We start from the raw sequence: 13,151 nt of genomic DNA, 5'->3' as shown, positions 1-13,151 counted from the left end.
GGCAAATCCTTCAATCCGGCTTACGCCGCGGCCCCGGCTTCGGCCAGGATATCGCCGAGCTTGGCCGTATCGATGGGTTTGACCAGGTAATGGTCGAAGCCGGCGTCCAGCGCACAGGCGCGGTCGCTGTCCTGGCCATAGCCGGTGATCGCCACCAGCAGGCTGTTTGCCGTTTCCGGCTGGGCGCGCAGGCGCCGGGCCAGCTCCTTGCCGTCCATGTCGGGCAGCCCGATGTCGAGCAGGCAGACCTGGGGCGGCGCGGCGCGCGCCCGCTCCAAAGCCGGGTGCGGATGGTGTTCCACCGCCACCTCGTGGCCGTCGATTTCGAGCAGCATGGCCAGCATCGAGGCGGCGTCGACGTTGTCGTCCACCACCATGATGCGCAGCGCCCCGCCCACATCGTGCGCGGTGCCCGCCCTGGCTTCGGGCTGCGCGGGGCCTTGCCCGGCAGGCAGGCGCGGCAGGCGTACGGTGAAGCGGCTGCCCTGCCCTTCGCCGGCACTGTCGCATGCTACGCTGCCGCCGTGCAGCTCGACCAGGCTGCGCACCAGCGCCAGCCCCAGGCCAAGGCCGCCGGATGAACGGTCCGGGCTGCGCTCGGCCTGGGCAAACAGGTCGAAGGCGCGCGCCGCCAGCTGGGGCGCCATGCCGATGCCGTTGTCGGTCACGATGATGCAGACGTCGCCCGCGGTGGCTTCGGCGGCCAGGGAAATGCTACCGCCTTCCGGCGTGTACTTGGCGGCGTTGTTCAGGATGTTCGCCACCACCTGCACCAGGCGCTTGCTGTCGCCGTCGACCATCACCGTGCCTGGGGCGAACGCGCAGGAAAAATCGTGCTCGCGTGCGCGCATCAACGGCGTCACCTGCTCCACCGCCTCGGCCAGGATGCGGTTCAGTTCGGCGGGCGCCTTGTCCAGCGACACCAGGCCGTTGGTCACGCGCGAGACGTCGAGCAGGTCGTCGATCAGGTGCGTCATGTGCAGCACTTGCCGGGCGATGATCTGGCTGGTGTGGCGCACCCGCGCTTCGTCGGGTTGGCCCATCTGCAGCAACTGGGCGGCCGCGCCCAGCGGCGCCAGCGGGTTGCGCAACTCGTGCGCCAGCATGGCCAGGAATTCGTCCTTGTGGCGGTCGGCCTGGCGCAGCTTTTCCTCGGCTTCGCGGCGCTCGGTCACGTCGTTGGCGGCGCCGATCCATTCGTAGATCTCGCCCTCGGCGTCGAGCATCGGCACCGCGCGCGACAGGGTCCAGCCGCAGCTGCCGTCGGCGCGCAGCACCCTGTGCTCGAGCTCGAACACCGCCTTGTTGCGGCGCGCCGTGTCGATGGCCTGGCGCACGCGCACGCGCTCCTCGGACGGGATGTAGTCGTCGAGCCAGGATTCGTCGGAGCCGGTGGTGTCCTTCAGGAAGCCGCGGCCGTCGAGCTGGTGCATTTCGCTCCAGTCCGGGCTCATGGTATAGACCACGTCGGCGGCGGCATCGGTCAGGGCGCGGAAACGCTTTTCGCTCTCGCGCAGCGCGGCCGCCGCCCGCACCTGCTCGGTGATGTCGCTGGTCGAGTGGGACACGCACAGGATGCGGCCGTCGGCATCGAACAGCGGTGTGCTGATCGCGTTCCAGAAGCGTTCCTCGAAGCACACGCTGCCATCGGCCTGCGTGACCGGGATCGGATAGCGCACCGTCGGCAGGCTGTCGGGTTTGCCGCTGGCGACCGCACGCGCGAGCGAGGCGCGCAATACGGTCTCGCTGTCGTCGGTGGGATCGTTGGGGTCGGCGGGAAAGGTGGTGAACAGGCTGACGCCGACCATTTCCTCGCGCGTGCGGCCGGACGCGGCCAGGAAGGCGTCGTTTACGGCCAGGACGATGGCCTCGGGCGTGGGCGACAGCAGGTAGTTGCCGATCGGCGCGTGATTGAAAACCGACTCGAATAAGGATGAGGAATGCATCGCAATTCCTTGCCGGGCCGGGCAAGGTCCAGGTGAACACAACAAGCGCCCGCGCGCAGACTTGCGCAAAACGAAGGCAAACGCACGCACACGGCACATGCGCTACAACGCGCGCGGGGCGCCGCTTGGCGCCCCGCATGCAGTGTAAGTGCTTTCTTGCCTCCTCGGCAAGTGAGCCGGTTCAACCGTGCTGGGGGGTGTGGAGTTTGAGCCAGCCTCCGCGTTTTTGCGTCTTTACCGAATCAAACATGGGCACCCTGGCCTGCCTTTTGAAGGTCAAGATCCTTCGATGACATCGCCACCGGACCGCAAAGTGTATTCCGGTGCCGCCCTTATTGACTCGAGCCGCCAATGAAACTTGATTCCGCTGTCAGTCCAGACGAAATCCAACCAAAGGGATTTGTCCGGCAATTTTCCCGGCGGGGTGGCAAGCTTGGAGCGAATCACTTCTTCGATCACATCTTGCGGCACGCGCTCTCTGATGACGACCTGCTCTACGTGTACAGGAAGCGGCCCAAGTTCTTTTACTGAATCATCCTTGTCAGAGGCGTATTCGGTCCACTCGAACTCCACCCATTCCGGCAATTGTCGGCCGTCCGGTGCCGCCCCCTCAGTTTTCCCGCCGGTTAGCCAGTCTTTGGTTCGACTGAGTCCGCCAGGGCCGGGGAAGCGTTTCCCGCTGGGCAAACGCCCTCCCATGCAGACAACCACAATCCCTTCCTTCAATGAGGCGAAATGCAAAACCATCCCGGGGCCCTCGCCAGCCTCGACATAACCGGCGCCAAGCATGCCGATTACCCCTGCAAGGAGTGACTTGATCACGGTACGTCTCATAGGGGCGCAATGACGCGGTCGAGGATGGGATGCAACAGCAAACTGATCTCCTTTGGGAAGGTCAAGGTCTTTCAATCACATCGCCACCGGATCGCAACATGTATTCCGGTGCTGCCTTCCTTGACTCGAGCCGCCAGTGGAACTTGATGCCGCTATCGGTCCAGACGAAATTCAACCAGAGGGATTTGTCCGGTAATGTCCCCGGTGGAGTTGCACGCTTGGAGAGAATCACTTCATCGATCACATCTTGCGGCACGCGCTCCCTGATGACGACCCGTTCGACATGAAGAGGAAGCGCCTTGAGTTCTTCCAGTGAGTACGCTTTGTCGGCCACGTGTTCGGTCCACTCGAACTCCACCCATTCAGGCAATTGCCGGCCGTCTGGTGCCGCGCCCTCGGTCGCCCCGCCGGTTACCCAATCCCTGGTTCGACCAAGCGCACCGGGGCCGGGGAAGCGTTTTCCGCTAGCCAGTCGTCCGCCCTTGCAAGCAATGACCACCCCTTCCTTCAGTGAGGCGAAATGCAGCATCATGCCGGGGCCTTCATCGGCCCCGACACAGCCGGCGCCAAGCATGCCGATGACTCCTGCAAATAATGACTTGATCACGGTTCGTCTCATGGGAAGCTCAATTACAAGGGTGAGGGTTGGATGGAACGGTATAGTCGATATTCACACCTTGCCCCCGGAGCCAATCGCTGTATTTTTGCATATCCACCAGACCAACCACGGGCGCACTTCTGGTCCCGCACCACATTTGATAGTAGCTCACAAAGTCTTTCGTCCATGCCGTATTGTTGCCAATGATTGCCTCGGTTTGCTTGACTTTGGTGCCGTCGCCATAGACGAAATTGCGGTCGCCGTAGTTCGGCGCGTTGCCCGGGTCAATCTTGTTGCCGCTTTTATCGTGCAGGATCGGGTTCGTCACAGTGGTCCAACCGCTCTCGACGATGACCGAGTCCTGGAACTTGATGCCCTGGTCCTTTGCTTGCTTGATCATCCACATGAGCGCGACATCGGAAAGGTCGCCCGTGCCGTAGCCACCGCCAACATCGGCATGGCTGCCAATAAAGCCCATTTCGATGCGGTTACCGCCATTCGGCGAAGCGGGTGTCTGCAAAATGGAGCGGCCATTGAAATTGGCCAATCCGCCTCGATGCTCGTTCAGCGCCACTGCATGCGCGGCGAATTTCACCTGCCCCGGCACGGAAAAATCATAATTGGATTCACTACCGTTCAAATAGCCCAAGTGCGGCACGGTGTCCCATAGCCCTTCAAAACGCAAACTCAGGCAACGCGACTTGCCTCCCGCACTAGTGTATTTTCCGTCCTGCAGGCGCCCCACCAACAGATTCATCCATACCCTGGCTTCCGCGGCGCCCCGGCTGAATCCGACCACGTCGATTTCCACCGTCGTGGTGCCGCTGTCACTGTCGACGAAGCGATCGAGAAAACTGAAGCCCAGCGCCACCCGCTCATCGAAACCGTCACCATTGAGCATATTTCCTTTGATAGGCATGTCTTCATTGGTCGTCCCGATGCCGGTGATGTAGAACCTTGGTCCATTATTCACGACATCGTAGGCTTGATAGAACTTGCGCACGTTCGAGATCGAATCGCCACTCGGGGCCGGGTCGCTATTCCCGGTCCCATCGAATGCAAACAGAATCAGCCCGCTCGGATCGACATACTTGAGCGGGTTCCCCGCCACATACGCATAGGTATTGATCCCCGCGCGCAGCCCCAGCGGATCGGGCGACAGGTACCGCCCCTGGCGCGGATCGTAGTAACGGTGGTCGTTGTAATACAGCCCCGTTTCCCCATCCTCGTACTGCCCCGGCAGGCGCAGGTTCATCTCGAAGCCGCCGGCCAGCCCTGCCGCCGGAACCAGCTTGCCATACGGCGTATAGCTGGCCTGCCACACCGGCTTGCCCGCCGCATCGCTCACCACTTCCGGCGCGCCGAGATGGTTGTGATGCAGGTAGCCGAGCCGCTCGGCGCGGCCAAACAGGTGCGCCAGCGCGGTGCCGATATCGGCCAGGGCCTGCCCGACAGCCGAGCGCTCCCCGTCCGCCAGGTCGGTGCCGCCGGCGGTGTCGATGACCTCGACCGGCATGTCCCCGAGGTACAAATACTGGCGCAGCAGCTTGCCATCGGCATCGAGTTCGGCGGCGATGCGGCGGTCGCGGTACAGGTAGTGGCGCTGCAGCTTGCCGGCCGCCTTGGCGATCCGCTCGCCGCGGTGGTTGTAGCGGTAGCTGGCCAGGGGCGCGCCGTCCTGCCTGACAGAGAGCAGGCGTCCGTGCGCGTCCCAGCCGTACTCCCGGCTGAACTCCCGGCCACCCGCACCCAGCGGCTGGCCGGCGGCATCGTACCGGACCGCACCCCCTTGCGCCGGCTGCGCGCGATTGCCGCCGCTGTAATTGACGCGCAGCGTGGCGCCTTCCGCGCCGGCCGCATCTTCCTGCGCCAGCAAGCGGTTGCCGGCCCCATCGTAGAAGTAGCGCGCGGCGTGCAGTGCGCGCGCGCCGTCGAGCGTGGCCGCGCCGCGCGCGCCACTGGCGGCGGCGATCAGCCGATCCTGCGCATCGTAGGCGTAATCGCTGGCCGTGCCGCGCCCGCGCTGGTGCAGCAGGTTGCCCTGCACGTCCCACAGGTAGCGGTAATCGAGCAGTGCATCCGGCTCGGCGGGTGCGCCGAGCGCGCCGAGCACGGACAGGTTCCCTGGCGTGGCTGCGGGCTGGGCCGGGGCGTCGGCGCTCGCCGCATGCGCCGGGCGCAGGCCGAGCAGCCGGTCCATGAACAGCCCCGCCAGCGGCGGCTGCGTGCCGGCCACGCGAGTCCCTGGCCGGCGATGCAGCACTTGCGCCAGCATCCCGTTCGGTCCGCGCACCAGGCGCGCCTGCACGCCGTTGCCGTAGGTGTAGCCGGCGATCCCGGCCACCGAGCCGGTCACGTCCTGCACCACGGTCTGCGACGGCAGCAACCAGCGCAGCCAGCGGATCTGGATGCGATGGCGCTTCATCCCGACGATCAGTCCTTGCGCATTGCGCTCGTACTCCAGCAGGCTGCCGTCCGGCAGCGTGCTGCTGGCCAGCCGCCCTTCGTCGTCATAGCGGTAGCGGGCGGTGCTCTCGGCGCGGCCCCCGCTGTTCAGCACCAGGCTGACGGCGCGCGCCACGATACGGCCCGCTTCGTCGTAGCGGTAGCTTTCGCGCTGGTCGGGGTGCTCGAGGGCGACCAGCCTGCCCCCTTCGTATTTCCATTCGGTGGTGACGCGCCTGCCCTGCCCCTGCCCGGGCGCCGCATGCATGACGACCTGGCGCAGGATGCGCCCTGCCACGTCGTATTCGTAGCTGGCCGTATTGCCCAGCGCATCGCGGCTGGCCACCAGCCGCCCGGCCGCGTCGTAGCGGTTCACGCGCAACCCGCTGTCGGGGCTGGCCACGGCAATGGCGCGGCCGAAGTCGTCGTGCACGGTGCGCGTGGCGCCGCCGGTGGGAGCATGCACCGCGGCGGTGTTGCCCTGGGCATCGTACTCGAAGCCGATGGCGGTTGGCTGCAGGCGGGCAAAGGCCGTGTTGCTGGCCGGCGTGATGCTGCTCACCCGCCCCTGCCCATCGTAGTCGTAGCGGGTCGTACGGCCCAGCGCGTCGACCTGCAGCTCGGGCCGGCCCTGGAGGTCGTAGCGCATGCGGCGTACCGCGCCGTCGCCGTCGACGCTGGCGATCACGCGGCCGAAGCCGTCGTACTCGTAGCGCTGGACATTGCCGAACGGGCCGCTGCGCATGCTGTGCTCGAGCACATGCCCTTCGCCATCGAGGCGGCGCCGCTCCACCACGCCCAGGTGCGACACGCTCCACACATGGCGCCCGGCGTCGTCGAAGCCGTTGCGCGCCAGCGCCGTGTAGCCGCGCGGGCCTTTCGTGCCGACCTCGACCGGATTATCCAGGGCGTCGTAGCGGGTGCGCTGCGCGACGCCGCCAACGCGCACTTCGCTCATGCGCCCGCGGCCGTCGTAGGCCAGCGCCGTCGCCTTGCCGCCAGCCTCGACGGTGACGATGCGCCCCGCCGCGTCATAGCCGAACTTGCCGCTCGCGTTACCCGGCGCGGTGGCGGACACGATCCGGTTGCCGCGCTCGTCCCATTCGAACTGCGTGATGTCGGAATCGGCCGGGGTGCCGGTCTTGCCGTTGGGCAGAGGACCATCGATGGCGGCCAACAGGCTGCGGCCGTTGACGATGCGGTAGACGTAGCGCACGCTGCGCTCGACCGGCTGCGGCGCGCCGCCAGGGTTTGTCGCCGGCGCCCAGCCGCTGTCGGTCACCGTCAGCGGCTGCCCGTGCGCGTTGTAGCGGATGCGCGTCACCGTTTCCTTGCCTGCGACCACACTCGGGCGCGCAGTCAGGGTCGGCTCGTCGAACTGGGCGTATTCGTGACGCACCACGGGTTCCGGCGCGCCGGGCTTGCCGCCGGCGTAGCGGACCCGGCGCACCGCCACCGGACGGCCGCGGCTGTCGAGTTCGGTACGCAATGCCTGCACCGGGCGGCCGGCATCGTCGAGCTTGACGGCTTCGACCAGGCGCCCGAGATCGTCGTAGCCATAGCGGATGTTCGGTTCGCTGCACTGGGCGCAACCGGCGCCGCGCACTTCCAGCAGGCGGTACTCGCCGGCCAGCACGCCGTAGCGGTAGACCGTCTTCTGCCCCAGGCTGTTGGTCAGCACGGTCTGGCCGGCCGCGCCGAAGTCCAGGCGCACGCGGCCGCTGTTGCCGGCCAGGCTGCTTTCGATCGCCCGGCCGTCCGCACCGTAGGTGTAGGTGGAAAGGCGTTTCACCTCCTTGCCGTCGCGTACGCTGATCCCGGTGAGGAGGGTCGGCAATTGCGCGTTTTCGTAGTGGTAATCGCGTCCCTGCAGCTGGTCGGGATAGCGCACCGACACCAGGCTGGCCAGCAACAGCGCCTTGTCCACGCTGGCGCCTTTCGGGAGCGGCGCCCCGTGGCCGTAGCTGTAGCGGCCGAGGGGACTGTCGATCGACTGAACGCCACGGAAAGCGTCGCCGCCGCGGCCGGCCTGCCTGTCGAGGTAATTCAGGCGCAGCTGGCGCCCTTGCGGGTCGGTAGCACTGAGCAGCAGCCCCGCGCGGTCGTGCTGCAGCGCGACGAACTCGCCGGTTGGCGCCAGTATCTGGATCAGCTTGCCTGCATTGTTAAAGCTCAGCTGGGTGCCGTCGTTCTGCTGCCATAAGAATTCGTCGCCCCGGCCGCTGCGGCTCACCCGGACCGTGCCCTGGGCCGGATCGGCGCTGGCGCACAGGCTGGGATTGCGCGGGTCGCGGCTGAAGATGCGGCGCGTGCCGTCGGCTTCGATGATCTGGATCGCCGTCGCACTCCCATGCAGCTCGACTTCATACGACAGCTTCCAGCCGCGGCCGACCAGGTTGGTCGAACCGCCCATGCCGCTGAACGCACTGTTGTAGTAGCGCACGATTTCCAGGCCCAGCACGCCCGGCAGGGGCGCCATGTCGACCTCGCGCTGGAATTTATTGCCCGTCATCGTATTGATCGGGTTGCCCGCTGCGGCGTTGCAGGGGGAACCGCCCACGCCCGGCGCGCACGACGGCGGCGGGGTCGGGGTTGGCGTGGGCGTGGGGAATGGCGTGGGCGTCGCCGGCGGCGTGCCGGGTGCGCAGCTCATGTTCGGCGCGCATGGCGGCTGCCAGATGGGCGTCTCGGCCAGGCCGCCCTTGCTGACGAAGAGCAGCGCCAGCAAGGCGACGCCGATGAAGCTGCGGGGCGCGGACGGCAGGCTGGCGGATGCGGTTCCTGCAGGTGCCGGCAAGGCGCGGCGATGGAAGTGGCGCGAACGGTTCATTTGGGCTCAACTATTTCTGCCGCGCTGGACGGCGTGGCGATCGAACGGAATGGGCGTCTATGACTGGCCGGATGACACGACAGGTGCTGCGTCGCGGCATGTCGACGCGACTATACATAAAAAAGTTGCCACGAATATCACACATTCCCACAGGCGCCGTTATTGCCGGCCATGAATGGGCACTGGACTACCGGGCTCGTTCGCGGTCTAAGCCATATCGCCACGGGCGAACACCGTTGCAGGCACCTGCGCGGCGCTGTGCTTCCGTACCATGTGTGTTCGGCTTGCCTTTGCCGGCAAGCAAGGTGCTCAAGCGTGCTGCGTTGCGCAGCTGCGCCGCCAAAGGGCGGGCGTGGTGTCGCGGTGGCGCCGCATGGCGCGGCTGAGGGCGCTCTGGTCGGAAAAGCCCGCTTCCAGCGCCACTGCGGCGATCGGGAGCCGGGTATCGGCCAGGCGGCGGCAGGCGAAGTCCAGGCGCTGCTGCAATAGCCACGCGTGCGGGCTGGTGTCGAGTTCCGCGCGGAACAGCGCGTGCAGGCGGCTCACGCTCATGCGTGCCGCATCCGCCATCGACTCGGTGCTCCAGGGTAAGCCCGGTTGCGCCTGCACCTGGGCCAGCAGCAGCGCCAGGCGTGAGCGCGGCTGCGGCGCATCGAAGGCCAGGGTGTCGAGCAGCAGCCCGGTCCAGCCCTGCAGCAGGGCTGGATTCACCGGCTGCGCCGCGCGCATGATGCCCATGTACTCGACCAGCTTGCGCGCACCCGGCCCGAGCGCGGTGAACGGCCGCTCGGCCAGGCGCTCGAAGGCGCCGTGGGTCATGGCGCCGCGCCCGATGTCCACGATGAGGGAACGGTTGCCCGGCGCGCCGGTCTGCGCATGCCAGGCCTGCGGCGCCACGAAGGCGCCATGCAGCGGGTCGAGCCGTCCGGCCCGGCCATCGATGTCGAGCTGCACCTCGCCCGCCAGCGGCAGCACCAGCTGGGCAAAGTCATGGCGGTCGGCGTCGAGGGCGGCGCCATAGCTGCGGATCGCCAGGTCGACGGGAGAAGGTTGGAGGAGCGGCACGGCGCTTGCGGGAGGTCGGTCGAAGCGGCAGTCTAGCATGCTGCACAATCGATTGCCGGTCGCGCAGCGGCCTGCAGCGCAACCATGTAAAACGGAAGCGCCGGCGATTTCACTTCTTGTAGGAAATCTCTTGCACGGGGATGGCGCTGCGGTGCCGCAGAAAGCGTATTGATGACCTTTATTGACGGCTGACCCAGCCATCGCCCCGCCATGCCATCACGCCCCCTGCACCAGCTCTCCTCCGACCAGCGCTACCGCCTGCTTGCCCGCCATGCCCTCGAGTTCGGCATGATCATGCTCGACAGCGAAGGCATCATCCTGGAATGGTCGCACGGCGCCGAGCGCTTGCTGGGCTGGAGCGCGCAGGAAGCCATCGGCCAGCCGGCGCATATCATCTTCACGCCCGAAGACCGGGCAACGGACGCGCCAGGCACCGAACTCGGCACCGCGCTCAGGCTGGGGCGTTGCTCCGACGTGCGCTGGCACCTGCGCAAGGATGGCAGCACGGTGTTCTGCGACGGCACCGTCAACAGCATCCTGGACGAGGACGGCAAGACCGTGCTCGGCTTTTGCAAAATCATGCGCGAGGGCTATACCTCGGCGGAACAAGGTGAGGCGCCGCACCGTGCGCGCGCCGAGGAGCGCTCGTTCCTGGGCGCGGTGCTGGAAAGCGTGGAAAACGGCATCGTTGCTTGCGATCCCGAAGGCAAGCTGACATTCTTCAACGCCGCTGCGCGCGCCATCCATGGCCGCGAGGAACAGCCTTTGCCGCCCGAACAGTGGGCCGAACACTACCGTCTCTACCGCGCCGACGGCGCGACCCTGCTGGCCGAGGACGAGCTGCCGCTGTACCGCGCCCTGCGCGGCGAACGCGTCGACAGCGCCCGGGTCACGGTGCTGTCCGCCGGCGGCAGGCGCCACGACGTGGAAGTGACCGGCCGCTCGATGCGCGACGCCGAAGGCCAGATCCTCGGCGCCGTGATCTCGATGAACGACGTGAGCGCGGTGCACGCGGCCAGCGCTGCGCGCGACGAAACCCTGCGCGAGCAGGGCAAGCGCATTGCCGCCGAGGAATCGGAAGACCGCGAGCGCAAGACCCAGGCCCAGCTGCACCTGGCGGCCGAGGCGGCCGGGCTCGGCATCTGGACCTGGGACGTGACCCACGACACCGGCACCTGGGAAAACGAGCGCATGTACGAGATCTTCGGCATGGCGCCGGGCTCCGCCATCCTGACCGCGGAGGAACTGATTGCCAACCGCCTCCATCCGGACGACGTGGACGCCTTCCACCAGGCCACCGGCGAGGCCATCCGCCATGGCGCCCGCTTCCAGTTCACCGGCCGTTTCTACCGCCGGCCGGAGACCGGCCTGCACTGGCTGGAACTGAGCGGCATGCCGCAGACCGACGACGCCGGCGGGCTGCGCATCATCGGCACCGCCGCCGACATCACCGAGCGCAAGCGCAACGAAGAGGCGCTGCGCGACGCCCGCATCCGGCTCGAGGCCACGCTGTCGGCGGGCGAAGTCGGCAGCTGGATCTGGGACATCCGCAACAACCACCTGATGGCCGACCGCAACCTGGCCAAGCTGTTCGGCGTGCCGGAAGGCGCAACCGCGGACGCCACGCTGGAGCGCTACATCGCCTCGATCCATCCCGACGACCTGGACGAGGTCACGCGCCTGATCGACCTGTCGATCGCCACCCGCCAGCCCTACCGCGCCACCTACCGCGTCACCGATTCCGAGCACGGCTACCGCTGGATCAACGCGCGCGGACGGGTCGACTTCGACGCCGACGGCGCGCCGGCGATCCTGGCCGGGGTCACCATCGACATCACGCAGCAGAAGGAAGCCCAGGACCAGCTGCGCACGACCCAGGAGCGCTACAGCAAACTGATCAGCTCTATCGACGAGGCCTTCGGCATCGTGCAGGTGCTGGTCGACGCCGCGGGCAAGCCCTACGACTACCGCTTCGAGGAAGTCAACGCCGCCATGGAAAAGCAGTCCGGCCTGGTCGACGCGGCCGGCAAGACCATCCGCGAAATGGTGCCGGACATCGAACCGAAGTGGATCGAACGCTATGGCCGGGTGGCCGTGGAGCGCGAGGCGACGCGCTTCGTCGAGCATTCGGCCGCCATGGGCTACTGGTGGGACGTGTATGCGATGCCGATCGGCGCGCCGGACGAGCTGCGCATCGGTATCCTGTTCACCGACATCACGGCGCGCCGCCAGGCCGAGGAAGAGCTGCGCCAGCTGGCCGCCGACTTGTCGGAAGCGAACCGGCGCAAGACCGAGTTCCTGGCCACGCTCGCGCACGAATTGCGCAATCCGCTGGCCCCGCTGCGCACCGGGCTGGACCTGATGCGCCGGGCCGGACTTGATGCCGCCGCGAGCGGCAAGATCCACGAGATGATGGACCGCCAGCTCAGGCAGATGGTGCACCTGATCGACGATCTGATGGACGTTTCGCGCATCAACAGCGGCAAGATCGTGCTGCAGAAGGACTACATCGACCTCGCGCAGGCCATCCGGAATGCCGTCGAGACCTCCCTGCCCGCCGCCCAGGCCGCACGCCACCGGCTCGACATGACGCTGCCGCCGCCAGGGCTGATCCTGCATGCCGACCCGACCCGCCTCGCGCAAATCCTCGGCAACCTGCTGACGAACGCGGTGAAGTACACGCCCCAGGGCGGCCGGATCTGCATCGCCGCCAGGGCCGAGGACCGCATGGCCGTGATCGAGGTGCGCGACAGCGGCATGGGCATTCCGCTCGAGGAACAGGCGCATGTGTTCGAGATGTTCAGCCAGGTGTCGCGCAACATGGGCCGCGCCCAGGGCGGCCTGGGCATCGGCCTGTCGCTGGTGCGCAGCCTGGCTGGCATGCATGGCGGCAGTGTCGAGGTCAGCAGCCCGGGGCCCTGGCAAGGCACCACCTTCACGCTCAGGCTGCCGCTGGCGGACGGCGGGCGTCCGGAAGCGGCGCACGTACCGGAGGAAGAGCGCGCGCCAGCCGCGGGCGGCCTGCGCATCGTGGTGGCCGACGATAATGTCGACGCGGCGAACATCCTCAGCGTGCTGCTGGAAGCGGCCGGGCACACGGCCGAGCCGGTCCACGACGGCCTGCAGGCGCTGCGCCTGGTCGAGAAGCTGCGCCCGGACCTGGCCATCCTCGACATCGGCATGCCCAGCCTGAACGGCTATGAGGTGGCCAGGGCGATCCGCGCGATGCCCGGCAACGAAGACATCATGCTGGCCGCCCTGACCGGCTGGGGCGGCGAGCTGGACCGGGAGCGCTCGAAAACCTCGGGCTTCGACGCCCACCTGACCAAGCCCGCCGCGGCGGGGGACCTGGAGCGCATCCTGGGGCTGGCGGCGGCGCGGCGCAAGATCGGCTGAACTGCGGGCTGATGGCGGACCGAAGTACGGTCAGCGG

At 67.2% G+C, this 13,151-nt stretch carries 6 protein-coding genes; 1 reads left to right on the top strand and 5 read right to left on the bottom strand.

Annotation, left to right across the window (positions count from 1 at the left end):
* Positions 1–20: 20 nt before the first annotated feature.
* The 5 genes from ACWYRN_RS19445 to ACWYRN_RS19425 all read right to left on the bottom strand — a co-directional run bounded on the left by ACWYRN_RS19445 (position 21) and on the right by ACWYRN_RS19425 (position 9,718).
* Complete coding sequence (locus ACWYRN_RS19445; protein ID WP_488689272.1) at positions 21–1,946, bottom strand: PAS domain-containing hybrid sensor histidine kinase/response regulator; 1,926 nt, start codon at positions 1,944–1,946, stop codon at positions 21–23.
* Positions 1,947–2,222: 276 nt separating this feature from the next.
* Positions 2,223–2,768 (bottom strand): hypothetical protein, encoded by a 546-nt coding sequence (locus ACWYRN_RS19440; RefSeq protein WP_488689270.1) that lies wholly within the window; start codon positions 2,766–2,768, stop codon positions 2,223–2,225.
* A gap of 73 nt (positions 2,769–2,841) precedes the next feature.
* On the bottom strand, positions 2,842–3,387 hold the full coding sequence (locus tag ACWYRN_RS19435) for a hypothetical protein (RefSeq protein WP_488689268.1): 546 nt from the start codon (positions 3,385–3,387) through the stop codon (positions 2,842–2,844).
* 19 nt (positions 3,388–3,406) lie between these two features.
* Positions 3,407–8,653: a phospholipase effector Tle1 domain-containing protein gene (locus tag ACWYRN_RS19430; protein WP_488689266.1), complete on the bottom strand. Its 5,247-nt coding sequence runs from the start codon at positions 8,651–8,653 to the stop codon at positions 3,407–3,409.
* 309 nt (positions 8,654–8,962) lie between these two features.
* Positions 8,963–9,718, bottom strand: coding sequence for a helix-turn-helix transcriptional regulator (locus ACWYRN_RS19425; RefSeq protein WP_488689264.1), 756 nt, complete (start codon positions 9,716–9,718; stop codon positions 8,963–8,965).
* Positions 9,719–9,928: 210 nt separating this feature from the next.
* Between ACWYRN_RS19425 and ACWYRN_RS19420 the strand changes: the two genes are divergently transcribed.
* Entirely contained in the window at positions 9,929–13,114 is a 3,186-nt protein-coding gene (locus ACWYRN_RS19420; RefSeq protein WP_488689262.1) for a hybrid sensor histidine kinase/response regulator, read from the top strand.
* Positions 13,115–13,151 lie beyond the last annotated feature (37 nt).

Source organism: Massilia sp. BAP21 (assembly GCF_057801335.1).
The sequence above is the reverse complement of the archived record's forward strand: the minus strand, read 5'-3'. Positions and strand labels throughout refer to the sequence as shown.

Excerpts from the sequence above, each read along its gene's own strand:
- ACWYRN_RS19445 (WP_488689272.1), bottom strand. The coding sequence starts at position 1,946 with ATGCATTCCTCATCCTTATTCGAGTCGGTTTTCAATCACGCGCCGATC.
- ACWYRN_RS19430 (WP_488689266.1), bottom strand. The coding sequence starts at position 8,653 with ATGAACCGTTCGCGCCACTTCCATCGCCGCGCCTTGCCGGCACCTGCA.
- ACWYRN_RS19420 (WP_488689262.1), top strand. The coding sequence starts at position 9,929 with ATGCCATCACGCCCCCTGCACCAGCTCTCCTCCGACCAGCGCTACCGC.